General features: G+C 62.2%; 19 protein-coding genes and 3 pseudogenes. 13 read left to right on the top strand and 9 right to left on the bottom strand.

What is annotated here, in order from left to right:
• The first annotated feature begins 245 nt into the window (after nucleotides 1-245).
• The gene (locus QN084_RS09725; protein WP_062098596.1) at nucleotides 246-482 is read left to right on the top strand and encodes a hypothetical protein; all 237 of its coding nucleotides are present in this window, start codon (nucleotides 246-248) and stop codon (nucleotides 480-482) included.
• A 47-nt stretch (nucleotides 483-529) separates the two neighbouring features.
• Here the strand turns inward: QN084_RS09725 and QN084_RS09730 are convergent, their stop codons facing one another.
• Both QN084_RS09730 and QN084_RS09735 read right to left on the bottom strand, forming a co-directional pair.
• Nucleotides 530-817 carry a MoaD/ThiS family protein gene (locus QN084_RS09730; RefSeq protein ID WP_031217229.1) on the bottom strand — a complete coding sequence of 96 codons (288 nt, stop codon included), beginning with the start codon at nucleotides 815-817 and terminating at the stop codon, nucleotides 530-532.
• An 8-nt stretch (nucleotides 818-825) separates the two neighbouring features.
• Complete coding sequence (locus tag QN084_RS09735) at nucleotides 826-2,070, bottom strand: WD40/YVTN/BNR-like repeat-containing protein (protein ID WP_259362744.1); 1,245 nt, start codon at nucleotides 2,068-2,070, stop codon at nucleotides 826-828.
• Nucleotides 2,071-2,282: 212 nt separating this feature from the next.
• Here QN084_RS09735 and QN084_RS09740 point away from each other — a divergent pair, with 212 nt between their 5' ends.
• The 7 genes and pseudogenes from QN084_RS09740 to metH all read left to right on the top strand — a co-directional run bounded on the left by QN084_RS09740 (nucleotide 2,283) and on the right by metH (nucleotide 11,241).
• Nucleotides 2,283-2,588, top strand: coding sequence for a hypothetical protein (locus QN084_RS09740; protein WP_021474494.1), 306 nt, complete (start codon nucleotides 2,283-2,285; stop codon nucleotides 2,586-2,588).
• A 95-nt stretch (nucleotides 2,589-2,683) separates the two neighbouring features.
• On the top strand, nucleotides 2,684-3,562 hold the full coding sequence (locus tag QN084_RS09745) for a hypothetical protein (protein WP_139126894.1): 879 nt from the start codon (nucleotides 2,684-2,686) through the stop codon (nucleotides 3,560-3,562).
• A 201-nt stretch (nucleotides 3,563-3,763) separates the two neighbouring features.
• Nucleotides 3,764-4,726 carry an RND family efflux transporter gene (locus tag QN084_RS09750; protein ID WP_139128022.1) on the top strand — a complete coding sequence of 321 codons (963 nt, stop codon included), beginning with the start codon at nucleotides 3,764-3,766 and terminating at the stop codon, nucleotides 4,724-4,726.
• Complete coding sequence (locus QN084_RS09755) at nucleotides 4,723-6,684, top strand: ABC transporter ATP-binding protein/permease (RefSeq protein WP_069696383.1); 1,962 nt, start codon at nucleotides 4,723-4,725, stop codon at nucleotides 6,682-6,684. Before QN084_RS09750 ends, QN084_RS09755 begins: the two co-directional genes overlap by 4 nt.
• 281 nt (nucleotides 6,685-6,965) lie before the next feature.
• Nucleotides 6,966-7,306 (top strand): annotated as a pseudogene (locus QN084_RS24180) (ISL3 family transposase); the annotation flags it as partial.
• Nucleotides 7,300-7,527, top strand: a pseudogene (locus QN084_RS24185) (transposase); the annotation flags it as partial. The pseudogenes QN084_RS24180 and QN084_RS24185, both read left to right, overlap by 7 nt.
• A gap of 51 nt (nucleotides 7,528-7,578) precedes the next feature.
• Nucleotides 7,579-11,241: a methionine synthase gene (gene metH / locus QN084_RS09765; protein ID WP_069696381.1), complete on the top strand. Its 3,663-nt coding sequence runs from the start codon at nucleotides 7,579-7,581 to the stop codon at nucleotides 11,239-11,241.
• 73 nt (nucleotides 11,242-11,314) lie between these two features.
• On the opposite strand, the gene QN084_RS09770 is transcribed toward metH, so the two are convergent.
• The 7 genes from QN084_RS09770 to QN084_RS09800 all read right to left on the bottom strand — a co-directional run bounded on the left by QN084_RS09770 (nucleotide 11,315) and on the right by QN084_RS09800 (nucleotide 19,577).
• Nucleotides 11,315-11,479 carry a hypothetical protein gene (locus tag QN084_RS09770; RefSeq protein WP_021474501.1) on the bottom strand — a complete coding sequence of 55 codons (165 nt, stop codon included), beginning with the start codon at nucleotides 11,477-11,479 and terminating at the stop codon, nucleotides 11,315-11,317.
• 95 nt (nucleotides 11,480-11,574) lie between these two features.
• Nucleotides 11,575-12,390 (bottom strand): ABC transporter permease, encoded by an 816-nt coding sequence (locus tag QN084_RS09775; RefSeq protein ID WP_021474502.1) that lies wholly within the window; start codon nucleotides 12,388-12,390, stop codon nucleotides 11,575-11,577.
• 2 nt (nucleotides 12,391-12,392) lie between these two features.
• Nucleotides 12,393-13,310 carry an ABC transporter permease gene (locus QN084_RS09780; RefSeq protein WP_021474503.1) on the bottom strand — a complete coding sequence of 306 codons (918 nt, stop codon included), beginning with the start codon at nucleotides 13,308-13,310 and terminating at the stop codon, nucleotides 12,393-12,395.
• On the bottom strand, nucleotides 13,307-14,419 hold the full coding sequence (locus QN084_RS09785) for an ABC transporter ATP-binding protein (RefSeq protein WP_021474504.1): 1,113 nt from the start codon (nucleotides 14,417-14,419) through the stop codon (nucleotides 13,307-13,309). The genes QN084_RS09780 and QN084_RS09785 overlap by 4 nt, the downstream gene beginning before the upstream one ends.
• 48 nt (nucleotides 14,420-14,467) lie before the next feature.
• Entirely contained in the window at nucleotides 14,468-15,553 is a 1,086-nt protein-coding gene (locus QN084_RS09790) for an ABC transporter substrate-binding protein (RefSeq protein WP_021474505.1), read from the bottom strand.
• A 563-nt stretch (nucleotides 15,554-16,116) separates the two neighbouring features.
• Entirely contained in the window at nucleotides 16,117-19,011 is a 2,895-nt protein-coding gene (locus QN084_RS09795) for an ATP-binding cassette domain-containing protein (protein WP_069696380.1), read from the bottom strand.
• Nucleotides 19,008-19,577 carry a hypothetical protein gene (locus QN084_RS09800; RefSeq protein WP_069696379.1) on the bottom strand — a complete coding sequence of 190 codons (570 nt, stop codon included), beginning with the start codon at nucleotides 19,575-19,577 and terminating at the stop codon, nucleotides 19,008-19,010. Before QN084_RS09800 ends, QN084_RS09795 begins: the two co-directional genes overlap by 4 nt.
• A gap of 265 nt (nucleotides 19,578-19,842) precedes the next feature.
• On the opposite strand from QN084_RS09800, the gene QN084_RS09805 reads away from it, so the two are divergent.
• From QN084_RS09805 to QN084_RS09825, 5 genes and pseudogenes are all read left to right on the top strand, one after another.
• Nucleotides 19,843-20,328: a flavin reductase family protein gene (locus tag QN084_RS09805; RefSeq protein ID WP_264398779.1), complete on the top strand. Its 486-nt coding sequence runs from the start codon at nucleotides 19,843-19,845 to the stop codon at nucleotides 20,326-20,328.
• 188 nt (nucleotides 20,329-20,516) lie between these two features.
• Nucleotides 20,517-20,948 (top strand): DoxX family protein, encoded by a 432-nt coding sequence (locus QN084_RS09810; RefSeq protein ID WP_069696377.1) that lies wholly within the window; start codon nucleotides 20,517-20,519, stop codon nucleotides 20,946-20,948.
• A gap of 92 nt (nucleotides 20,949-21,040) precedes the next feature.
• Nucleotides 21,041-21,685, top strand: coding sequence for an NADPH-dependent F420 reductase (locus tag QN084_RS09815; protein WP_069696401.1), 645 nt, complete (start codon nucleotides 21,041-21,043; stop codon nucleotides 21,683-21,685).
• Nucleotides 21,686-22,144: 459 nt separating this feature from the next.
• Nucleotides 22,145-22,435 (top strand): transposase, encoded by a 291-nt coding sequence (locus tag QN084_RS09820; protein WP_062098648.1) that lies wholly within the window; start codon nucleotides 22,145-22,147, stop codon nucleotides 22,433-22,435.
• A 35-nt stretch (nucleotides 22,436-22,470) separates the two neighbouring features.
• A pseudogene (locus QN084_RS09825) lies at nucleotides 22,471-23,325 on the top strand (IS3 family transposase); the annotation flags it as partial.
• Nucleotides 23,326-23,354 lie beyond the last annotated feature (29 nt).

Here is a 23,354-nt window from a genome sequence, read left to right on the forward strand (position 1 = left end):
GTGAGTCTCAAGAACCGACATCAGGGTACAGCGGCAGGCTTGCGGGCCTGCGGAAGAGGCGGCCAACCGTCGGCGCGTCTTACCGCCGCGGGCAGGTCCCGGCGTCGGGCGTGTCCGGAAACCCGGGCAGCGCGCAATGCTTACCGGGCCCTAACCATGCGGAAATACTGCGGCAACAATGCCCCGCCACACTGGAATGGCCGGCAAGCGCAGGCACCAGTTCCAGCTCCAGCCAGGAGGACACCATGCTGAAGGAAGCCAAATCCCGAACAACACGTATTCGCGCTATCAGCCAGCTCCATCGTGGAGACGAAATCGAGGCCCGACTGTCCGTTGGACCCGCTTACGATGACGTGGTCATTCGCCGCGGTCGGGTCCAGGAAACAGCCCCTGGAATCGGCGTCGTGTGGATCATGGACCACGCCTCCGGGATGAGGAAAGCCATCAATACCGACGAATGCAGTGTTTGGCGCGTCGCCTGAGCGACCCAGCACCAGAGCAGAACCCTGGCGCCACACCCCGCGCCCGTTCAGCCGCCGGCCACGGATTGGATAATCAACACCTCCTGGCCGCCCGCTACCTCCGTATCAAGCCCCTTGAGCCGCCGGACCTCGTCACCGTTCACGTAAATATTCACGAAACGGCGGAGTGCACCGGTTTCATCACGCAAACGCCGGGCAAGGACCGGGTACTCACCGGTCACAGTGTCCAGCAACTGTCCAACGGTCACGGCCCCGTCGGCGGACGCAGTCAGGTAGGACTGTCCGCCGACGAGTGGCTGCAGGACACCGGGAAGCACGACCGTTATGTCAGCCACCATTGGTCCTAACCGGGTACCGGGTCGCTGGTGGGACTTTCAGGATTGCCGTCCGCTTGGGCGGCTGCATCGACGATCACTGCCGCTTCCGCCAGGACGTTGGCTTCTGCTGCCGCCAAGGGCGTTTCCAAGCCCGCCGGGTTTCCAACCACGACGGCGGCCCTCACGCAGAGCACGTCCGGCAAGTGCGAGATCACCTCGGTGAAGGTGCCGCCCTCGTCAGCGCTCGCATAGACCGATCCGCCGCGGGTTCCGAAATACACTCCGACGGGTTCGGCTGTATCCACGGCGGCGGCGTCACGCAGCACTGCGTTGTATTCGTGGTCCGGGAGCCCGGCGTGAAGCTCGGTCCAGGAGTCGCCGGCATCGTCCGTGCGGTGGACGCTCAGTTTGCTGTCCGGCGGGATACGTTCGCCGTCCGCCTTCAGGGGAATGACCCAGGCCGTACCCTCGCGGCGGGGGTGCGTCAGCATGACGAAGCCGAAGTCAGCGGGCAGGCCCTCCGCGATCGAGGTCCAGTTCTCCCCGTTGTCGTCCGTCCGGTATACGCCGTGATGGTTCTGGGCGTAGAGCCGCCCCTCCACCGTGGCATCGGCCGCGATCTTGTGCACGCACTGACCGAACTCCGGGTTGGGATCGGGCATGAAGTAGGCCGAGATTCCCTTGTTCCGGGGCTCCCAGGAGGTGCCGCCGTCCAGCGAGGTATAGACGCCGCCCGTGCTCATGGCGATGTGTACTTGTTCGCCGCTGGGATCCACCACGATCGAGTGGGCCGCCGCACCGCCGTAGCCGGCACCCCACTCACTGCGGTGGGGGTGGTCCCAAAGTCCGCGGTTCAGCTCGAAGTGTTCGCCGCCGTCGGTGGATTTCCACACGGAAATCGGCTCGCACCCTGCCCAGACGACGCCGGGGCGGGAGTCGGCGTCGGGATATATCTGCCAAATGCGTTCCAAGGCGGCGTCGGTGCCGTCCGGAAACTTAATGGCGCCGTGCTCTGGTTCGGTCCACGTCGCGCCCAGATCGTCCGAGTGCGCCACGGTGGGCCCCCAGTGTTCGGAGCGGACGCCGACCATGATCCGTGTTTTGCCGTCCCGCGTATCTATCCCGATGCTCGGTATCTCACTCATCAGGAAGTGCGGGCCGGAGAAGGACCAATCTACGCGGTCCGGGCTGGTCGCCAGCCACAGACCCTTCTTGGTCCCGATCGCCAAGACATAACTCTCTGCGGTATTTGGGGTTGCCATGATCCCCATCGAACCATCAGGGCGCACAGGTGGCAACGGGTTCCTTGGGGCATACAGCGGTGAAGTCAGAAACAATCTGAGACCGACGTCACGTTCCGGTCCACCGCACACTAACAAATCGAAGGGAGCAACAGGCAACCCTTCTATTCCTTGGCCTTAAGGCCATTGAATTTCGTTAACCATGGATCGGGGTAAACATGAAAGTTCTAAGAAGAGTTGCATTGACTGCAACTATCGCCGCAGGCTGCACGCTGGTGGGCAGCCAGGCCGCCAGCGCGACCACACTGCACGATGGCCTGAACTACTCCGGTGATAGTTATGGCGCCGACAATTCCACCTGGGTGGGAAGCCTGAATGATAGGGCGACCTCCATCAAAAACTACGGTTACACCATCAGTTGGTTCAACGACGTGAACTACGGTGGCGACGGTCTCCGCACGTACAACGACTACAACGACTTGCGTAGCGTCCAGGACTGGCAGGGCTACAACTGGAATGACCGAATTTCTAGCTACAAGCGGTCTTAGTTGATTTAGCAGACGGGCCCTCGAGTTTTAGTCGACTTTACGTTCGAGGGCCCGTCGACGCCCGTCGCGTCACGCCAACGTGAATGGAGTAGTAGATGAACTTTATCCAAATATCAAAACAGAGGCCGTTAGCCACAATCGCTTGCATAGCAATGCTCACCGGCTGCGCTGGGACAAGTGCATTGTCCGATGAACCTGTAAACCCTGATAAATCCGCGCGCGTACAGCTAGACTACAACGCATCTCTGATAACATTCCCAGTAGAGCAGTATCAGATTTCGAATTCTGACTGGTCTGTTGTAAGTGAAGCTCGTGAAATAATCCTGAATCAATGCATGACCAAAGGCGGCTTTGCGCCCGACCCTGAACGGGCCGCTTCCATCTCAGAAGACCGGAACTTCGGGATTTGGAACGTCGAGCGGACCCGCCTGTACGGCTTTTCAATTCCAGGAGTCGACACGACATCAGACAATGTGGCACCAAAACCGCCCGGCTGGGGAGATGCCCGTGATAAGTGCGTGCAGCAGGAGGCAGGCAGACTTGCCGAAGTCAGCCCAGCGGATCCGACTGTAAATCCAAGCATCGCCGACAAGATTCAACATCAAAGCCTCGCTCTGGCGTCCAAGGATCCCGCTTGGAGGGACGTACGGGAGGAGTGGTGGACGTGCCTGAGGGGCCGCGGCTTGGAGCCGAGAACCGGCGAGCAAGAGTGGTCGAGTAAGCAAGCGCTGGACCTGGCTGTTCGCAGCAGCAAGGATGCTTCGGCACCTCCCAGCAACGAGGAAAGCATCCGCGTAGCCACCCTTGAAGCAGAGTGCAATCAGAGCGCAAGAATGACTCAGCGTCTCGGCGATATTCAGGCGAGCTATCAGCTACCTCTCATAGCGAAAAACCAGGCTGCGCTCAATGAGGTCAAGTCTGAAGAGGCCAAGCTCGTTGCAACTGCCAGGCAATTCGTGTTGAGCAACCAGTAAATGATTCCCAACGCTACAAAGCACAGTCCGCGATTGCACAGGATTGCTCGTCCGGTTCGCGTCGCAGTCACGGTATTTGTCGTCTTACTCCTATCGATGGCTGGCTTCATAGCCGGCCGCTACTTTCAGGCACCGGATTTGACGACGATCAAACAGAGCGCTGCGCCAATTTCAGTTTGGTCCCCTGTTGAGGAACGTGTTGTGGATGATCGTCAGAGTTTTGCTGCCGTAGTAAAGGCAGGCACAACGATTTCCGTTCCTGCTCGATCCGCAATCGAACCTGCGGTTATCGTAAGACAAGGACTCGACGTCGGGGCGCTGGCGCAGGGAGGATCTCTGGCGGGTGTAGTTTCCGGACAACCCTATTTCTTGTTGCCCGAGCCACTCCCACTCTTTCGTAACCTCTACCCCGGAGACTCTGGAGACGACGTCCTGGCTCTCCAACGATCGATGAATGCTGCCGGTTACCCGGTCATCGAGAACGCAACTGTTGATGGGCTGCTCATGTCGCAAATTGCAGCACTATTCCAATCCGATGGATTCGAGTTGCCCACGTCAGGGGAAGGCGACTCTGAAGCCCACGCGCCGGGCGCTCTCCCAGCGGAAGAGAAACGAAAGAACGCATTCATTCCCTACTTGCAACTGCTTCCAATTCCCCGTACGGGAGGGACAGTAGTCTCTTCGCTGCCTGTGGGGGCCGCTCTGAACGGAGACTCTCCCCTGATGAACCTTCGGATCAGTGAGAACTATGTTGAATTCATCGCAGATGTGACGCACGCTACAGCTCTCAGCGTTGGCCAAGAACTCACACTGCGAATTGGGACCAAAGATGCGAAAGGGAGAATCTCGGCCATCGAAGGGTTCAAGGATGGCAAGGACGGGCAGAAGTCCGGGCGTCCGGTAACGGTGGTTCCGACGGACGCAACAGTGGGCCCATTACTCACCGAAAATCTCACCCTCACAGTTCTCAGCGACGGTGGCGCGTCAAGGGAACTCGCTGTCCCACTGTCGGCCGTACGGCAGGACGCGTCGGGCATTTACGTTGAGAAACGAGCAAAGCAGCCCACGACGGTCAGAACTCCCGTGAGCATCCTGAAATCCGGGGGCGGCTACGCTGCGGTGGCCGGTGACATAGGACTTGGCGACGAAGTGCTCATCTCATGAGCGAAGAGCTGATTCCAGCGATCCACCTTGAGAGCATCTCACGTTCGTTTCCAGGGAATGACCAACCAGCTCTTCACAAGCTATCCCTCAAGATAGAGGCCGGAGAATTCGTGGCCATCATCGGCCCATCAGGTTCCGGAAAATCGACGCTGATGAATGTGCTCGGACTACTGGATCATCCTTCGTCAGGGAAATACTGGCTCTTCGGACAGGAATCAACAGCCACAGCGGAATCGTCGAGAAACCGGATCCGAGCACACTCGATTGGGTTCATATTCCAGGCATCACACATCCTCGGCGATGACAGCGTCCTGAGTAACGCCGCCATGGGTTTGCGAACACAGTCGGTTTCCATGAACGACCGAACCCAAGCAGCTTTGGATGCAATCGATAGACTAGGACTCGCCCATAGGGTCGGTGCGACTGCTAAGACTCTCTCTGGAGGGGAACGTCAGCGGCTTGCCATTGCAAGGGCCGTCGCCACCGGGCCACAGATTATCTTGGCGGATGAGCCAACCGGCAATCTCGATTCGGTCAATAGCGCGAAGGTAGTCAGCCACCTACGTATGCTCAAATCGACGGGTTCCACCATCGTGGTCATCACGCATGACCCGCAAGTTGCTGCTGCAGCGGACAGGCAAATCGAAATACTCGACGGTCAAATTGTTTACGATTCCGGAGGCTCAGCAAGGAATTCGCATTCATTGGTATCACCGTTGCAAACCGAACCGCTCCACGACCGCAGCATGCGTTCGCTGCTTAGAATCGCCGCCGACGACGCCGGCGATGCCATTTCATCGCTCGCTATCAGAGGCCTAAGGAGTTTACTGCTTGTTCTTGCGTTCGCAATTGGAGTGGGTGGTCTTGTGGCTTCGGTTGCGTTGAGCGAGACAACATCCAATCAAGTGTCTAGTGCGATAAAGGGTGCCGCATTAGACGAGGTGAAAGTCAACCTGGGGGATGCTGAAGGTCAGCTATTCGATCAGCGAGAACAATTAGATCTCGGTATGGATCGAATATCCGATTTACCGCACGTTCGCGGAGTCGCTTTCTTGGGGGAGATCTCACCCACGGAGGCAAAGATCACCCGATTGTCACCCACGGAAACCGAACCAGATCGCGCTATCTCTTTAGCCACGTCTTCTTCATCATATTTTGACGTTGTCGGAATTGACACGACTCCATTGAGGGCATCAGTCCTACTGGATGGCGGGAAGTCGGGATCAATCGCCATCGTTTCCAAAGAGGCTGCGGAAGAACTCGGAATTGACACGAGCGGCGTAGGGGGTCCACCAGCTGGCATTAGCCTGTGGATTAACGGACAGTTAGTTCAGGTCGTAGGATACTTCTCGCCGGACGACCGAACCCCTGAACTGCAAGTGTCCGTCATAGTGAGCCCAGAAGTCGTAGCAGGAATCGATCAAATGAGGCTGAGCTTGGTCGTCAGGACGGAGGAAGGATTCCCGTCCACCGTTTCCAAAGCGGTCCCATTTGCATTCTCACCGGCTAGCCCTGGCAGTGTATCTGTCCAGACAGTCGCAGACTTACAAGACTTGAGGGTAAACGTGGCGAATGACCTTGGGACCTTTATTGCTGTCCTATCCATCGTGCTCATCCTTTTGGCCGCGATCAGTGCCGCAACGGCCATGTACCTAACTGTCCAGTCTCGCTCTTCAGAAATTGCGCTACGACGGGCCATAGGAGCCAGCCGCAGTCTGATTTTTAGGCTCTTCTTACTAGAAGGATTGATGGTTGGTTCTATTGGCGGCCTGCTTGGAGGCGCAATAGGAACCCTGTTCACGCTGGTGATTTCTGCTTCGAGCGGCTGGACGCCTGTCTTGCCGCCGACACTTACGGGGATTGGCCTCTCTGTTGGCGCAGTAACGGGAGTCGTCAGTTCGATATATCCCGCTTGGCTGGCGAGCCGGAAGGATCCTGCAAACGCCATTCGTTCCTGAGTACCAGGAGCGCCCTCCGGCTTCTGGCTATCACTAGGTTCGGCGATGGACGGCTCCCCGGAATCGGACGGACTGGAACCTTCGAATCCGTCAGGGCGGGTTCCTTGGAAGCCATGTGGATAAGCGTGGTGGTGTGGACGCCAGCCACCCGCCGTCGTTATCCACATAAGGGGCTCATCGCATTTGAGGGTGTAGCGGGGGTGGGCGCGTCGGTGGCCGGATAGAGGTCGAGGTCTTCCGATGATGGAAGTTCCTACACTGCCCATCCGGAAGACCTCGCCGTGTCCCACGCTACCTTCCTGCCTCCTGACCTGACTACGTTCTGCCGGCTCGATGAGCTTGGGCTCGAAGCTGCCGGGCAGCGTCTCGCCCTGGCCGTGCGGTGTTGGAATGCCGTGCCGTTGATCCGGATGACTGGTGCCATTCGTGTGGCGGCCAGGGCATCGCCCGCGACACGGTCACACGGCCGCTCGCGCACGAACCGCTAGGCTGGCGGCCGACGACGCTGCTGGTGCGGGTCCGCCGCTACAAGTGCACTGGGTGCGGCCGGGTGTGGCGGCAGGACATCTCCAAAGCCGCGCAGCCGAGGGCGAAGATCTCCCGGCGCGGGCTGCGCTGGGCCGGACGCTGAAACGCCGTGCAGGGGACGTGCTCGCGTACTTCGACCGGCCCGGCACCAGCAACGGCCCCACGGAAGCACTCAACGGCAGGCTCGAACACCTCCGCGGCTCCGCCCTCGGCTTCCGGAACCTTGCGAACTACATCGCCCGGTCACTCCTCGAGACCGGCGGATTCAGACCTCGGCTACACCCTTCAAATGCGATGAGCCCACATAAGGCGTAGCACACCGAAATACGACGCAGTGCGTCAGACCCCCGCCCGTAGTCTGTTCATATGGCCCGCTTTGCGCTCGACATTGATGCTGTCCCACGCCCTGCCCGTTCCCAGTCGCTGCTGGACGCGGTGAACCACCGCGTGGTGATCGCCGACGGCGCCATGGGCACCATGCTGCAGGGCCGGGATCTTTCGCTGGAGACCGACTTCCAGAACCTGGAAGGCTGCAACGAAATCCTCAATGACACGCGTCCGGATGTCATCGGAGACATCCACGACGCCTACTTCGCAGTGGGCATCGATGCAGTGGAAACCAACACCTTTGGCGCAAACTGGTCCAACCTGTCGGACTACGGCATTGATGACCGCATCGAGGAACTGGCCAGGAAAGGCGCCCTGATCGCCCGCGAGCGCGCCGAGGCAGCAGAGGCCAAGGACGGCCGCGAGCGCTGGGTCCTTGGTTCCATGGGGCCGGGCACCAAGCTCCCCAGCCTTGGCCACACCACTTACGACTACCTGAAGCAGACCTTCGCGTTGCAGGCGGAAGGCCTGATCGACGGCGGCGCGGATGCATTCCTGATCGAAACCAGCCAGGACCTCCTGCAGACCAAAGCTGCCGTGAATGGTTGCAAGCAGGCGATTGTTTCCCGTGGTGTCCGGCTCCCGATTTTCGTCGAAGTAACGGTCGAGACCACGGGCACCATGCTGATGGGTTCGGAAATCGGCGCTGCCCTGACCGCGCTGGAGCCGCTGGGCGTGGACGCCATCGGCCTCAACTGCGCCACCGGCCCGGACGAGATGAGCGAGCACCTCCGGCACCTGTCCAAGCAGTCCTCGGTGGCTATCGCCTGCATGCCCAACGCCGGCCTGCCGATCCTGGGGGCGAACGGCGCGCATTACCCGCTCTCCCCGGCGGAACTCGCCACAGCGCACGAGCAGTTCGTGCGTGAATTTGGCCTTGGCCTGGTGGGCGGCTGTTGCGGTACGACGCCGGAGCACCTGGCCGCCGTCGTCGAACGTCTTGAACCCTTCCGCACTATCAGCAACGCCCCCGACGCCGGCACGGCGGCCGGGAACGGCGACGGCGCCGCGCGGGTGCCCAGCGAACGCGAACCGGGCGTCGCATCCCTGTACCACCACGTGCCCTTCGACCAGGAGTCGGCGTACCTGGCCATCGGCGAGCGCACCAACGCCAACGGCTCCAAGGCGTTCCGCCAAGCCATGCTGGAAGAGCGCTGGGATGACTGCGTGGATATCGCACGCGAGCAAGTACGCGTCGGTGCGCATTTGCTGGACGTATGCGTCGACTACGTTGGCCGGGACGGCGTAGCGGATATCCAGGAAGTGGTGTCCCGCTTCGCTTCGGCGTCCACGCTCCCCTTGGTCATTGACTCCACCGAACCGCCGGTTCTGAAGGCAGGGCTGGAGCTCATCGGCGGACGCCCGGTGGTCAACTCCGTCAACTACGAGGACGGCGACGGCCCCGAGAGCCGCTTTGCCCGGATCATGCCCCTCGTGAAGGAACACGGTACGGCCGTGATCGCCTTGACCATTGACGAGCAGGGCCAGGCACGGACCACCGAGGGCAAGGTGTCCATCGCTTCCCGCCTGGTTGATTCCTTGGTGGCTGAGTGGGGCATGCGGGTTGAAGACATCATTGTGGACGCCCTGACCTTCCCCATCGCCACGGGCCAGGAGGAAACCCGCCGCGACGGCATCGAAACCATCGAGGCCATTCGGCAAATCACCACCAAGTACCCGGGCATCCAGACCACGCTGGGCGTCTCCAACGTCTCCTTTGGCCTGAACCCGGCGGCGCGCATGGTGCTCAACTCGGTGTTCCTGCACGAGGCCGTACAGGCCGGCCTCACCAGCGGCATCATTGACGCCGCGAAGATCGTGCCTCTCGCCTCGCTGCCTGAAGAGCAGCGCAAGGTTGCGCTTGATCTCGTGTGGGACCGCCGCGAGTACGACGCCGATGGAAACGTCACGTACGATCCCCTGGCCACCATGCTGGACCTGTTCGCGGGCGTCGACAGCGCAGCACTTAAGGACCAGCGCGCGGCGGAGCTTGCCGCCCTGCCCACCGGCGAACGCCTGCAGCGGCGCATTATCGACGGTGAGGGCAAGGGACTCGAGGAGGACCTGGACCTGGCACGCAGCGAAGGCATGACGGCCCTGGGCATCATCAACGACCAACTGCTTGAGGGCATGAAGGTGGTTGGCGAACGCTTCGGTGCCGGTGAGATGCAGTTGCCGTTCGTGCTTCAGTCCGCCGAGGTCATGAAGAACGCGGTTGCCCTGTTGGAGCCGCACATGGAGAAGTCGGATTCCTCGGGTAAGGGCACCATGGTGATCGCCACGGTCCGCGGCGATGTGCACGATATCGGCAAGAACCTGGTGGACATCATCCTCACCAACAACGGCTACAAAGTGGTGAACATCGGTATCAAGCAAGGCATTGCCGAGATCATTGCCGCCGCTGAGGAGCACGACGCCGACGTGATCGGCATGTCCGGGCTGCTGGTGAAGTCCACCGTGGTGATGAAGGAGAACCTCGCCGAGCTCCAGTCGCGTGGCCTTGCGAAGAAGTGGCCCATCATCCTTGGTGGCGCAGCGTTGACCCGTGCTTATGTTGAGCAGGACCTGGCGGAGCAGTTCGAAGGGACTGTCCGGTACGCCAAGGATGCGTTTGAGGGACTCTCGCTCATGGAGCCGCTGGTGCAGGTGGCCCGCGGCGCCGACCCGGATTCGGTGGGCCTTCCTCCGTTGAAGAAGCGCATCCACAAGGGCGGGGCGAAGTTCACGGTGACTGAACCGGAGGCAATGCCCGGCCGGTCCGACGTCGTCGCGGACAACCCCGTTCCGACGCCGCCGTTCTGGGGCACGCGCATTGTTCGCGGCGTGGCCCTGCACGACTACGCCGCGTTGCTCGATGAGCGTGCCACGTTCATGGGCCAGTGGGGCCTGAAGCCGGGCCGGGGCGAGGACGGCGCCTCCTACGACGAGCTGGTGGAACTTGAGGGGCGTCCCCGCCTCCGGTATTGGCTGGACCGGATCCTCGGCGAAGGAATGCTGGATGCTTCGGTGGCATACGGCTACTTCCCGGTGGTGGCCGAAGGCGAGCAGGTAGTGGTGCTGCACCACGGAGAGGACTCCGACGGCGTCCTCGGGACCCCGGGCCTCCTTGCCCCCGACGGTGGCTCAGGCGGTGCAGTGGGCTCCGAGCGGTTGCGTTTCGACTTCCCGCGCCAGCGCCGCGACCGGCACCTGTGCCTCGCCGACTTTGTGCGATCCCGGGAATCCGGCCAGATCGACGTCCTGCCCGTGCAGTTGGTGACCGCGGGCGCGAAGATCGAGGAGTTCACCTCCAAGATGTTCGCGGCCAACCAATACCGCGACTACTACGAACTCAACGGGCTGGTCATGCAGCTTACCGAGGCGCTGGCGGAGTTCTGGCATGCGCGGATCCGGTCCGAACTGGGCTTTGCCTCCGAGGAGCCGAAGGACAAGGCCGGGTACTTCAAGCTGGATTACCGCGGCGCACGGTTCTCGCTGGGCTACCCCGCCTGCCCGGATATGGAAGACCGCCGGAAGGTGACGGAGCTGTTGAAGCCCGAGCGGATGGGTGTGGTCCTTAGCGATGAGCTGATGCTGCACCCCGAGCAATCCACGGACGCGTTCGTGTTCCACCACCCGGAGGCGAAGTACTTCAAGGTGTGAGTTAAACACCGTTGAAGGCCCGGGCTTGCATGGCCCGGGCCTCCGAAGGTTGCGGCGTGGTGTCTGGAAGTGTCTAGCGGACCAGCTGGCGGTCTCCCGGCTGCCCGCGCCCCAGCTGGGCGAGGACCTGACCCACGATCAGCTCCGGGCTGTTGTTGATCCCGGCCGAAATGTGGCGCTCATCCGCGTCCGGGGCTTCGAGGGTTTCCAGCTGGGAAGCCAGCAACGTGGCAGGCATGTACTCGTGAACCCGGGCGTTGATCCGCTCGCTGATGGTTCCGGCACTGCCGGTGAGATGGACAAACGCGGCATCCCGCGCATAGGAGCGAAGAATCAGCGCAACGCCTTACGCAGTCCCATGACCCGTTCAACAATGACCACCACGGCCAGGGAGATCAGGATGAGGATGACGGACAGGGCGGCGACGGCGGCGTCCGCTGAGTTTTCCACGTACCTCAGGACCTGAACGGGCAGCGTGGGTAGGCCCGACTCCGCAACGAACAGGGAAATCACGGCCTCATCGAAGGAGACGATGAAAGCAATGACGCCGCCCGCAATCACTCCCGGCTGGATGATGGGCAACGTGACCCTGCGGAACACGGTCCAGGAGTTGGCTCCCAGGATCCGGGCTGCGGCTTCACAGGACGTGTCCGTGGTGGCGAGGCTCATCAGCGTGGTCCTGATGACGAACGGAATAGTAATCGCAATGTGGCCGATGATGATGCCCGCGTAGGTGTTGGTGAGCTTGAGCGGCCCGAACAGGAGGACCATTCCGAGGGCGAGCACAATGCTCGGGATGAGCAGGGGTGACAAGAAGAACGATTGAACCGCGGCCTTCGCTTTGAACTCGAACCTGTCCAACGCCAAGGCCGCCGGCACGCCGAGTGCCAGAACAATGACGGTCACGATGACTGCGACGATGAGGCTGATCCTCATGCCGTTCATGAACGTGCTCTCCTCGGGGAGCATCTCATACCACTTGAAAGTGAAACCCTCCGGTGGGAAAGAAAGGTACTGGTTCGAGGCGAACGAGACAACGAAGACGATCAGCAACGGTGCCAACAGGAACAAGTACAGCAGGAACACAAGGATGCCGAAGGCAGGCTTGGCCGGGTTGAAGCGTGGCTTGAAAAGGCGGGCCTCGGACATGGCTAACCTCCGATTTTCTTGGTGAGGCGTTGATAAACGGCGATGATGAGGCCGAACAAAACCAGCAGGATCACAGAGAGCGCTGCAGCGAAGGGCCAGTTCAGCAACCCTGTGGTCTGGTCGTAGATTTCGGTAGCGAGGACCTGGACACTTCCACCGCCCAGCAGTCGCGGCGTAATGAAGGTGCTGATGGAGAGCACGAAGACCAGCAGGAATGCGGTGAGGATCCCGGGCAGGCTCAGTGGCAAAGTCACCCTGGTGAAGACCTTGAACTTGCTGGCCCCCAACGAGCCGGCCGCTTCCTCAAGCTGCGGGCTGAGTCGCCCGAAGCCGGAGATCATGGCCAGGATGGCGTAGGGCATGAAGATCTCAACGAGGCCGATGGTCACGCCGGTCATGTTGTTGGTCAGTTTCAAGGGGGTGTCGATGAGGCCCCAGTCGGCAAGGGTGGAGTTCACCAGGCCGTTGGTCCCAAGAATGACCATCCACCCGTACGTCCGGACGACGGCAGACGTCAGCAGCGGAGCGATGGCTATGGCAATGAGCAAGCCGCGCCATTTGCTGGTACTGCGCGCGAGGAACAGCGCCACCGGGTAGGAGACGATGACGCACAGCACGCCGACCGTGACACCCATCTGGAACGTGTCCAGGGTGACGCGCCAGTAGTAAGGGTCCGTGAGGGGCTGGATGTACGTGTCGAGGGTGAAGGTCTCCTCGATGACGCCGTCAGGTGCTCCCTTGTTGAAGGACATCCGGACCATGTAGGCGAGCGGGAAAACGAAGCTCACCACGAGGCCGAGGAGTCCGGGCAGCAGCAGTGCGAGGTAGGTCCGCCTGTTCCGCTTGGTGGTTGCCTGCTCCAGTTCCCCTTCTGCCGCGCCTAGCCTTGGCCGCTGCAATGGTTCTTTGAGCGTGGTCATGATGCGGAGCTTTCCGGGGCTTCGGGCAGAAGGTAGGCATCCTGGGCATCCCAGGACAGGTAAGCCGCGTCTCCGAGCCTGGGCAGCTTTCCGCTGGAGGTCAGGAGCTGGGCATTGAGCGTGCGGTCTGCGACCCTGACGCCCACCGAGAGGGCATCTCCGGTGTAGCTGATCCGCTCGATAATGCCCGGGATGGCATCAGTGGCACCATGCTCCGTGCCAACCCTGAGCCGATGCGGACGAATAACAAGTTCGCGGGTTGAGCCGGCCATGCCCGGAGCTCCCACGGCACCGAACTGTCCCAGGCCTTCCACGTCCACCTTGTAGTGGATTTCACCGTCGGCAGCCGAACCCATCTCAGCTACCACCCTCGCCTTCAGGAAGTTGGCCTGGCCAATGAAGTTTGCAACAAACCGCGTCCGGGGCCGTTCGTACACTTCGGTGGGCGATCCGAACTGTTCAATCAGGCCACCATTCATGACGGCAATGCGGTCGGCCATGTCCAGGGCCTCGTCCTGGTCATGGGTGACAAAGAGTGTTGTGGCCCGTGTCCGTTGCTGGATGGAGCGAATCTCGGTGCGCATTGTTTCGCGCAGCTTGGCGTCGAGGTTGGACAACGGCTCGTCAAGGAGAAGCAAGGTGGGTTCCACCACCAGGGCCCTCGCCAGGGCGATGCGCTGCTGCTGTCCGCCGGAGAGCTCCTTCGGCTGCCGTTTGGCCAGATGGCCCAGTTGGACCATGTCCAAGGCGCTGGCAACACGCTTCTGCTGCTCGGACTTGGACACCTGCCGCATCTGAAGGCCGAAACCGACGTTCTGTTCTACGTTCATGTGCGGGAACAGGGCGTAGGACTGGAACACCATGCCCATCCCGCGCTTGTTGACCGGGGTGTGGGTTATTTCCTTGCCGTCCACCACGATCGATCCCGCTGTGGGATCCATTAGCCCGGCGACCATGCGCAAAGTGGTCGTCTTACCGCATCCCGACGGGCCGAGGAGCGCCACCAGGTGCCCCTCTTCCACCTCCATGTTCAGGCGGTCGACGGCCGGATCAAGGCCGGCTGCGTATCTCTTGGTCAGATCCACGATCGACAATTTGGATTCAATCATTTTCAGTTCTCCTGAAGCGAAGTTGGTCGAGGGGCGCGCTGCCGGGCGCTACTTGGTGATGATCTGGCGCTTCCAGGTGTCGGTCCACTTGTCACGGGCCGAGGACAGGAACTGGACATCGAGGGGAACGATGTTGAGCGAACCATCAGTGGGGACCACGCGATCCTTCACCTCGGCCGGAAGTTCGGCGTTGGTCACGGACGGTGCGTAGAAGAGAGCCTTAGCGAAAGCCGTCTGGGCTTCGGGCGACAAGGCGTAGTTGATGAACGTTTCAGCGGCCGCCTTGTTGGGGGCGTCCTTCACCAGGTTGACGGTGTTGATCTGGTAGACCGTGCCTTCCTTCGGGAAAGTCACGCCCATCTTCTTGTTGCTCTGGTCGCTGTAGAACTGGCCGCGTGCGTTCTGGCCAAGGCCAAGAACGGTCTGTCCGGTGATGACGTTCTGGTATTCGTCCGGGTTGGGTGCGAACGTCTGGACGCCAGGGGCCATCTCCTTCAGCTTCGCAACTGCCTTGTCGATGCTTTGGGTGTAGTCCTCCCCTTCCATCTTCGAGGTGATCGCCGTCAGGGAGAGACCGAGCAGGGACGGAGGAGCGTTGACGTTGATCCTGCCTGCGTATGCCGGGTCCCAGAGCACATCCCAGCTCTCAGGAGCCTTGGGGAACGTGGCCGTGTCGTACAAGAGCCCGACGGCGTCCAGCATGACGACGGGACCGAAACCGCTCTTGTCCTGGAACTTCTCAGGAACATTGGCAAGGTTGGGGACTGCCGATTCATCGATCTTGTCGAACAGGCCCTGGGTGTTGCCTGTGGTGGACACGGAGTTGTCCATGATCGCCACGTCGGTTGCGGGATCGTTCTTCTGACCCTGCAACGCGCTCAGCATCTCCGCAGATGACCGCTTCGACGAGTAATTGATCTTGATGTCCGGGTACTTGGCCTTGAAGGGTTCGATCACGGCTGCGTTGTACTGGTCCTGCCAAACACCCGCGTAGGCGATGAGGTTGATTTCCCCCGACGTGGCGCTGGAGTTGCTGGTGCCGGCGCTCCCTGAACCACCTCCGCACCCGGTGAGAACGAGTGTGGCCGCGGCTGCCGCCGCCAGCACCACTTTGCCTTTACTGAACAGATTCATTAATTGACTCTTTCCATGTGGAGGAAGAATTTGACGTCGTCAGCAAATGTCTTCCGAGGGTGCAGGGAAATGTTTATTTCTATTGGGGTAGAAAAGGGAAAATATTGATAAGGATGTGTTCCCGGCTCTCAACCTAATGCTGGAGATATGCATCACACAAAGACCTATTGAGTATCCCTCCATAGCTTTCCCTTATGACGCCCGGCATCCACGACGCCGCCATGACCGGCCTGTTGGCAAAGCACCCGAGCGGGTCATCTGATTTGCTTATGCAGCTATCAGGATTTGATCTTGGTCATGAGCCGCCCCGGAACCTAACGTGGTCTCGCAGAAGGCAGAAAGCCTTAACGAGTTCGGGATTGCGATTGGGAGGCTAACGTGAAGAAGGTCCGCATTTTTCCCGACGAATCACGGAGCGGCGCGCCGCTATTGGCAGCCAGGACAGGATCCCACTGCCCAGCCAATGGATTCTGGCTGCCGGAGGGCAGCAGCGGACAGCCGATCTTCGTTTTCGAGGGCAGTGTTATGCCTGCCAGCGAAACGGGCGCCGCGGTTTGGCACCTTCAGACATCGGCAGAGACGGGGCGGGCGGCACCCTGAGCTTCCGCAGCCGCTCCGGACTGGCCGCTCAGCGGCTTCGCGCGCCTCAGCGCCGCAAGCACCGCGCGTCCCACCAACGCGATACCCACGATCGTGGTGACTGCGCGCAGGGTGTCCCATCCCGCCGTCGAAGTGATGAACGAATACAGCAGGAAGCTACTGAGGTTGGCGGACAGCGGGGCGCCCGGTACGTAGGAGATGCCCGTCCCAGCGCCCACCGCGAAAGGCCAGAACCACAGGTTGGTCAGCAAACCGAACACGTACGACGCCACAACGCCGTAAGCGCACAGCATCCACAGCTCGGCCTTGCCGCGCACGTTCCGGGGCAGGAGGCCGGCCCCGGCACCGACCCAGGCGCACGCGAAGATCTGGAACGGCGACCACGGACCAATACCGCTCCACAGGGCACTTGAAACAGCGATCGTCACAGCGCCCAGCAGCATGCCAAAGCGGGCACCGAAGGCGCGGCCGGCCAGGATCAGCAGGATGAAGACCGCTTCAACGCCCCCGACGCCGGTGCTCGCCACCCGGATTGCGGAACCAACCGCTGCAAGGACTCCGAGCAGCGCTACTGTGTGCGCCGAGCGGACGGAGCCGTCGAGGGACACGACAATGGCCACCACCGCCAGCGGCGCAATGGCAAGAGCCGCATAAGGAAGTGCGGCTGCGGCATCCTGGGGAAGCGCGGCTGCGACCAAGGGCCAGCAAAACGCTCCCAGGGCCAGCACGTTTGCTGCCGCGAGGATGGCCACTTCGACGGACCGCGGCATGCGGAAATGCCGGGTAGGGCGGCGGGTAGCGTGCAGTGCGGGCATGGCAACGTGGTCATGCCTTGGGTTCGCACCATGCAGGGAGATGGACTCCGGCATCGCCTCCGCCGGAACAGCCGGAGCAGGAGCTGGCGCAGCAACTGGCACGGGAGTAGGCCCGGGAACAGCAGGAGCCACACCCTCACGCATCGGGAGTATCCGGGCGCCGATTTGCCGGGCGAAATCAAGATCGTGCGTGGCAATCAGGACCGCCGTGCCTGTCCCCGCCGCCGCGCGCAGCGCCGTCGCCACGGCACCCCGGGCTGTGGGATCGAGGCCCCTGGTGGGTTCGTCGATGAGGAGGACCTGGGGGTCGTCGGCTGTCTGCAGGGTGATGGCAAGGATGCGCCGCTCCCCTGCCGAGAGATCCCGTGGGTGCTCGGTTCCGCCGGGCATCCCTGGCTGTCCACGAAGGAGTGCCAAGCGGGCCCAGGCCGGGATGGTTGATCCGGCAACCGTATCCCGTCCGCCGGCGCTGGCTGCATGCCGGGCGGTGCGTCGATCTGCCGCACGGAGTTCTCCTGCCACGGTATCCCGGGTGAAGAGGTCATCTGAGGCGTCGGGTACCAAGGCGATACGGCCGCCGTCGATCTTCGCTTCGCTACCGGTTCCCTCGCCGAGGGCCAGGGCAACCAGCAGCGACGATTTTCCGGCGCCATTCGGCCCCACCAGTGCCACGATTTCGCCCCTGTGCACGGTCAGTGAAGCATCGCGCACCAGCGCCTTGCCGTCCCGATGCACTGAGAGATTGCTCGCGGAGAGCACGCGTTCGGTTCCCTCAGGCTCTTGCGTGGCCGCCGACGTCGGGCGTTCCTCCACCGGAAGCGAAGGTGCGGGTGCAGCGGCCGGCACCAGGCCGCCGTCGTCGATGGTCCACCAAGCGCCCGCAACCGGCACCAGCGGCAGCGCGCGATGCTCGGCCACGATGACGCAGACTCCCGACTCCCGCGCGAGACTGTTGAGGACGGCGATGACACGGTGCCGGGCATTCGGGTCGAGGTCGGCGAGCGGCTCGTCCACCAAAAGCAGGGGCGGGCGGTCCACCACCGCGGCGGCGATCGCGACCAGGGTCGCTTCCCCTGCCGAGAGTGTGCTGAGGTTCCGGTCCAACAGGGCCGTGACGCCGATGCGTTCCGCGACCTCGAGCGTCCGCGCTTTGGCGTCCTCGCGCGGTTCCCCGCGCAATTCCAGCGCGAGCGCGATCTCATCCTCAACGCGCGTGCTCGCGAAGGCGGCCCGCGGATTTTGAAGCACGACGCCGACCAGCCGGGCCGTGTCGCGTGGCGGCGCATCCGCCCTCTTCACACCGCCGATGTGGACCGTGCCGGAGATATCTCCGCCGTCGACGTGGGACAGCAGACCGGCGATGCCGCGAAGAATGGTCGATTTGCCGGAGCCCGTGGGGCCAGAGATCACGGTGACCGAACCCGGCGCAGGACGGAAATTGTCGATGCGGAGCCGGGTGCTGCCGATCGTGAAGAAGGAGTCGTGGATATCCACGGGTGCCCGGCCGGTTCCGTGGGGCGCGTGCCGGCTGTTCCGGCTGCCAAAGCCGCGCAACTCAAGGGCCGCAGCTACCCGGCTGGCGTGCTCGAGCGTGCGTTCCAGCATGGGGACCAAGGCCCGCGGGCCGAATTTCTCGCCCGTCAGCCGGAAGGCCAAGCGGACGGAACGAGCGGCGTCGGCGAGCGCCGGAAGCGCGGCCCACGCGACCACCAGCGTGCGCGCGATGCCCTGGAACGGACCGCCGCGGGCAAGGCGCACAAACCCCCGGGCTACATCCACCCAGGCGTTGACCAGGCCGAAAGCGAGAATCAGGCCAGCGATCGGCAAGGCCGACAACACCGCGTCCCACAGCCCCGGTGCGGTGACAGGGCCGAGCAGGACGACGTGGGCGAACGGCGCCGGCAGCCTGACCGGCGGCAGGTCGAGAAGAACGGGACCGACGGCGCCCGCTCCGTTAAAGAGGATGCGATAGATGACCCGCGCCGCAACGAAGATAACGGCGAGTGCCGCTGCAGCGCGTAACGGCGCGGGTCTGAAGGTCATGCCGCGGGTGTGGCGGGTGCGCCGTCAACCGTGTAGAGCAGTTCCAGGCTCTCGCCCGGCTTGACCTGCTGGGTGGCCAGGCCTTCCTGCGCGTAGGTCCAGTCACCGGAGGCGGGCTTGATCCAGATAGCCCAGTAAGCGAAGGCTGCCGGCATGGTGGCGCATTCTTCGCGGTAGGTGCCGCCCTTGTGGGTGATGTCGAAGTCGGCAGCGGGCACGCCGTTGACGCGGCAGACCAGCTCGGCGGGGTACTGCTTGGTGCCCTCGGTCTTCACGTCGGCTTGTTCGAGGACTTTGGCTGCGGTGGTGGCCTCGCTGACGGGCACGCAGACGGACTCGGTGGCGGCAGCTTGCTTGATGGCGCCGGAATCGACAATGACCTTGACGCCGTCGCAGGGGCCGGATTCAGCGGCTGCGCTGGCAGAGGTGCTTGATGCTGCTTCGCTGGAGGTCGCGGTGGGGTTCGGCCGGGTGGAGGCCGGCGTGGAACATGCTGCGAGGGTGATGAGGAGACCGGCGGCGGCGAGGGTGCTCGCGGCGGCGGTGCGGATCTTGGGAAAAGTCACGGATTAAGGGTAGGGGTTTTAGGCGTTTTGGGGCTTGGGAACAGCCTTGTGTGACGCCGGGTGGCATGCGGTCTGCGTTGTCCTATGCCGCCGGCCCGGTCCTTGCGCCCGCCACCTTGGCCGGGGCGCCTTGGCCCGTCGCTGTCGATTGGACCTCAACAATTGTTGAGGTTCTAGGGTGGTAGGGACCCCGGAAACCCGGGGACTGCTACGAAAGCGCAGGCCCATGCCCCTCTCCAGTGCCCCCGCAGACTCAACTCCCACGATGACCGACCTCTTCCGCAGCGCCTTCCGGTCCCACCCTGCCGGCGTAACTGTAGTGACCGCCGTCGGGCATTCCGGGCCGGTGGGCCTGACCGTCTCCTCTGTCGCGTCGGTTTCCGCGGATCCGCCGGCGCTTTCCTTCTCCCTGTCCGGCAGCCGTTCCGCCGAGCAGCTGATCGAGGCTGAAACGGTGGTGGTCCACATGATGGCTGCCTCCCAGGTGGACCTCGTGAAGGTGTTTTCCAAGCCCGGAACGGAGCGCTTCACGGCGGACATGGACTGGAGGACGCTGCCTACCGGGGAGCCCCTGCTGGGAGGAGCCCTGTGGGCGCTGCGCTGCAGGATCACGCACCGGGTTCCGGTTGGCACGTCGATCCTGCTGGCGGCCGAGGTCCTGGAAGTTATTGGTCACCATGGGAAGGGTGAGCCGCTGGTTTACCACGACCGGGCTTTCTACCGACTGGTGGAAGGGGGGCGGGTCGGGTAGCAGAGCCCGACGGCGGCACCCGGGCCGGGGCCGGCGCGGAGCCTGTGGGCGCTGAAGCAGTCATAACCCGACTGGCAATTTACTTGACACTTCAACTTTATGCATGCCACACTAGTTGAAGCTTCAAGTAATGCAGAGCGGTCGCCCGACTACCGGGCCTCGTTCCCCTAGTTCGAACGGTAACCATCATGAATCAGTTCTCCCCCGCCGCAACCACGGCAGTGACCGTACTGCGGGTCCTCGCCGGCTTCATCTTTGCCGCCCATGGCTGGCAAAAGTTCAGCCAGTTCACCATTGCCGGCACCCAAGCGTCCTTCACCGAAATGGGCGTACCCGCAGCGAACATCGCCGCTCCGGTGGTAGCCACCTTGGAACTCGCCGGTGGAATTGCCCTGATCCTCGGCGTACTAACACGCGTGTTCGCCGCACTTCTCGCCGTGGACATGCTGGGGGCCCTGTTCCTGGTTCACGCACCGGCCGGCGTCTTCGCCGCCGACGGCGGTTATGAGCTGGTCCTGGTCCTTGCTGCGGCCGCAATTGCGATCGCGCTCTTCGGCCCGGCCAAATTCTCAGGTGACTACGCCCTGTTCAGCCGGACAAGGTTTAAGGCCCTCGTCTAGCCTCGGCCCAGGGAGCCCGCCCCCTCCAAACCCAACCCAACGAAAAGATCCCCGTGAATTTCCTGTCCCGCCTTTTTGGAAAGAAGAAGAAAATGACTGATATCACCATCATTGGAACCGGCAACATGGCCCGCGGCCTGGCAACCCGGGCAATCGCCGCCGGCAAGAGCGTCCAGCTGCTCGCACACGAAGACAAGGCCAAGGCCCAGGCACTCGCCTCGGAACTCGGCGGCCAGGTCTCAACCGGGGTGGTGGGCGACGAGCTCACCAGCAACCTCGTGATCCCGGCTGTCTACTTCGACGCAGCCAAAGCCATTATTGCCCGCTACGGCGATGCCCTTAACGGCAAGGTCTACGTGGACATTACCAACCCCGTGGACTTCGCAACCTTCGAAGGCCTGTCGGTGCCCGCAGACAGCTCTGCAGCCGAAGAACTCCAGAAGATCACGGGCGCAAACGTCGTCAAGGCCTTCAACACCACGTTCGCCGCGACCCTCGGCGAGGGTACCGTAGCTGGACACATCCTTGACGTCCTGATCGCCGGAGATGACGAGGCAGCGATCCAGGCCGTCGTAGATTTCGCTGCCGGAGCCGGCCTCAACCCGGTGGTCGTCGGCCCCCAGCGCCGCGCACGCCAGCTCGAGCAGACCGGTTTCCTCCACATCCTGCTCTCCGCCAATGACCAGCTCCCGGCATACCAGTGGAACTCCGGCGTGAAGCTGGTTCCCGCCGCGTAGTACTGGTCCTCGCCCGCCGCTTAGTCGAAGTACCGAGGCATCAACGCAGGCCGCGCCCCATACAGTGGGGTGCGGCCTTGTTGTCGAAAGGTAGGCTGCGACGACGAGAGTCACCGGGATTAGGTCGGTTTCATGATCCAGTCGGCAAGTTCGGCAGCAGTTTCTGAAGTAATGACATGACCGCCGGGATCTTTGTGGGCCTTCGTGTTTGGTGGTGTTACGGGAGCCGGAGAGCTGGGACGCCACCAGTTTGCGGAGTCAGCGCTGGGGGCATTCCGGCTTACGGCCCGGCGGGATCCCTTAGGGCGTTGAGCTGCCGTATCACGCACCGGTTCTGGCTGGGTACGTCAATCCTGCTGGCAGAAAAGGGGCGAATTGGGCTGGTACGGGCAGCATCCCTAGATTTACGAAACTGAGGTGTACTACTGATGTGAGACACAGTTTGAAAGGATTGTGCTCATGTCTGCTCGACCTACCTATTCCGATGAGTTCAAGGCCGATGCCGTCGCTTTGGCGGCGTCTTCGGGGCGTCCGTTGCCTGCCGTTGCTGCTGATCTCGGGATCTCGTTGACTGCTCTGAAGCGGTGGATTCGGTTGGCCCGTGAGGCTGATCAGGAAAGCGGTGGCAAGCCCGATGACCCGGTAGATCCGGTGAAATTCAAAGCCATGGAGGCCCGGCTGCGGGAGCTCGAGCGGGAGAATGATTTCCTGAAAAAAGTTTCGGCGTTCTTCGCCAAAGAACAGCGGTAGAAGATCTCTACCGCGTTGTTCAGGAGGAGAACGCCGACTTTCCAGTGGCATGGATGTGCCGGCAGTTGGGGCTTCCACGGGCCTCGTACTACCGGTGGCGGGACGCTGAGGAGACACCGACCGCGGCCCGTCACCGGGACCTGACGGACCAGGTGAGGACCGTCTTCGATTCCTCTGACGGGATCTTCGGTCACCGCATGGTGCATACCAAACTTGTTGCCGCCGGCATCGAGGTGTCGGTGGGCACCGTGGCGGGGATCATGGCTGAGAACGGATGGGCGGCAAAGCGGATGCGCGCCTTCAAGCGCACCACCATAGCCTCGGATCCGGACAAGGTCTTCGCGGACCTCATCGGCCGGGACTTCACGGCAGATGCCCCGGGCACCCGTTTGGTGGGCGATATTACCTACTTGCGGACCGGTGAGGGCTGGCTGTATCTGGCCACCGTCATTGACCTGTGCACCAGGATGGTCGTCGGTTGGGCCATGGCGGACCACATGCGCGCCTCGTTGGTTACCGGGGCCCTGAGGATGGCCAGAGACCGCGGCCACCTGACCCCGAACGCCATCTTTCACAGCGATCGCGGCACGCAGTACACGTCCCGCGAAATGGGCGCCTGGTGCGCCGGAAACAAGATACGCCAATCGATGGGCGCTACCGGGGTGTGTTGGGACAATGCCGTAGCCGAATCGCTGTTCTCATCGCTGAAAAACGAGTTCTACCATCACCACAGCTTCGAGACCCGCCAAGACGCCAGACGGGCCACGATGCGCTATATCGAAGTGTTCTACAACCGCTGGAGGCCTCACACCAACAACAAGGGTCTCCCGCCAGCGACGGCAATGGCCAACTTCACAACCAACAGCCAGCCCCTGCCCGCTGCTGCCTGACCGAAAAGAAACTACCCGGCTGTCTCACA

The sequence above is a fragment of the Paenarthrobacter sp. R1 genome (assembly GCF_030264015.1).
Classification (GTDB): Bacteria; Actinomycetota; Actinomycetes; order Actinomycetales; family Micrococcaceae; genus Arthrobacter; species Arthrobacter ureafaciens.

Bases quoted from the DNA above. Each gene is read 5' to 3' on its own strand.
- QN084_RS09775 (WP_021474502.1), bottom strand. From the start codon at position 12,390: ATGTCCGAGGCCCGCCTTTTCAAGCCACGCTTCAACCCGGCCAAGCCT.
- QN084_RS09785 (WP_021474504.1), bottom strand. From the start codon at position 14,419: ATGATTGAATCCAAATTGTCGATCGTGGATCTGACCAAGAGATACGCA.
- QN084_RS09770 (WP_021474501.1), bottom strand. From the start codon at position 11,479: ATGCCTGCCACGTTGCTGGCTTCCCAGCTGGAAACCCTCGAAGCCCCG.
- QN084_RS09795 (WP_069696380.1), bottom strand. From the start codon at position 19,011: ATGACCTTCAGACCCGCGCCGTTACGCGCTGCAGCGGCACTCGCCGTT.
- QN084_RS09805 (WP_264398779.1), top strand. From the start codon at position 19,843: ATGACCGACCTCTTCCGCAGCGCCTTCCGGTCCCACCCTGCCGGCGTA.
- QN084_RS09735 (WP_259362744.1), bottom strand. From the start codon at position 2,070: ATGGGGATCATGGCAACCCCAAATACCGCAGAGAGTTATGTCTTGGCG.
- metH (WP_069696381.1), top strand. From the start codon at position 7,579: ATGGCCCGCTTTGCGCTCGACATTGATGCTGTCCCACGCCCTGCCCGT.
- QN084_RS09815 (WP_069696401.1), top strand. From the start codon at position 21,041: ATGACTGATATCACCATCATTGGAACCGGCAACATGGCCCGCGGCCTG.
- QN084_RS09745 (WP_139126894.1), top strand. From the start codon at position 2,684: ATGAACTTTATCCAAATATCAAAACAGAGGCCGTTAGCCACAATCGCT.
- QN084_RS09755 (WP_069696383.1), top strand. From the start codon at position 4,723: ATGAGCGAAGAGCTGATTCCAGCGATCCACCTTGAGAGCATCTCACGT.
- QN084_RS09810 (WP_069696377.1), top strand. From the start codon at position 20,517: ATGAATCAGTTCTCCCCCGCCGCAACCACGGCAGTGACCGTACTGCGG.
- QN084_RS09820 (WP_062098648.1), top strand. From the start codon at position 22,145: ATGTCTGCTCGACCTACCTATTCCGATGAGTTCAAGGCCGATGCCGTC.
- QN084_RS09780 (WP_021474503.1), bottom strand. From the start codon at position 13,310: ATGACCACGCTCAAAGAACCATTGCAGCGGCCAAGGCTAGGCGCGGCA.
- QN084_RS09725 (WP_062098596.1), top strand. From the start codon at position 246: ATGCTGAAGGAAGCCAAATCCCGAACAACACGTATTCGCGCTATCAGC.
- QN084_RS09790 (WP_021474505.1), bottom strand. From the start codon at position 15,553: ATGAATCTGTTCAGTAAAGGCAAAGTGGTGCTGGCGGCGGCAGCCGCG.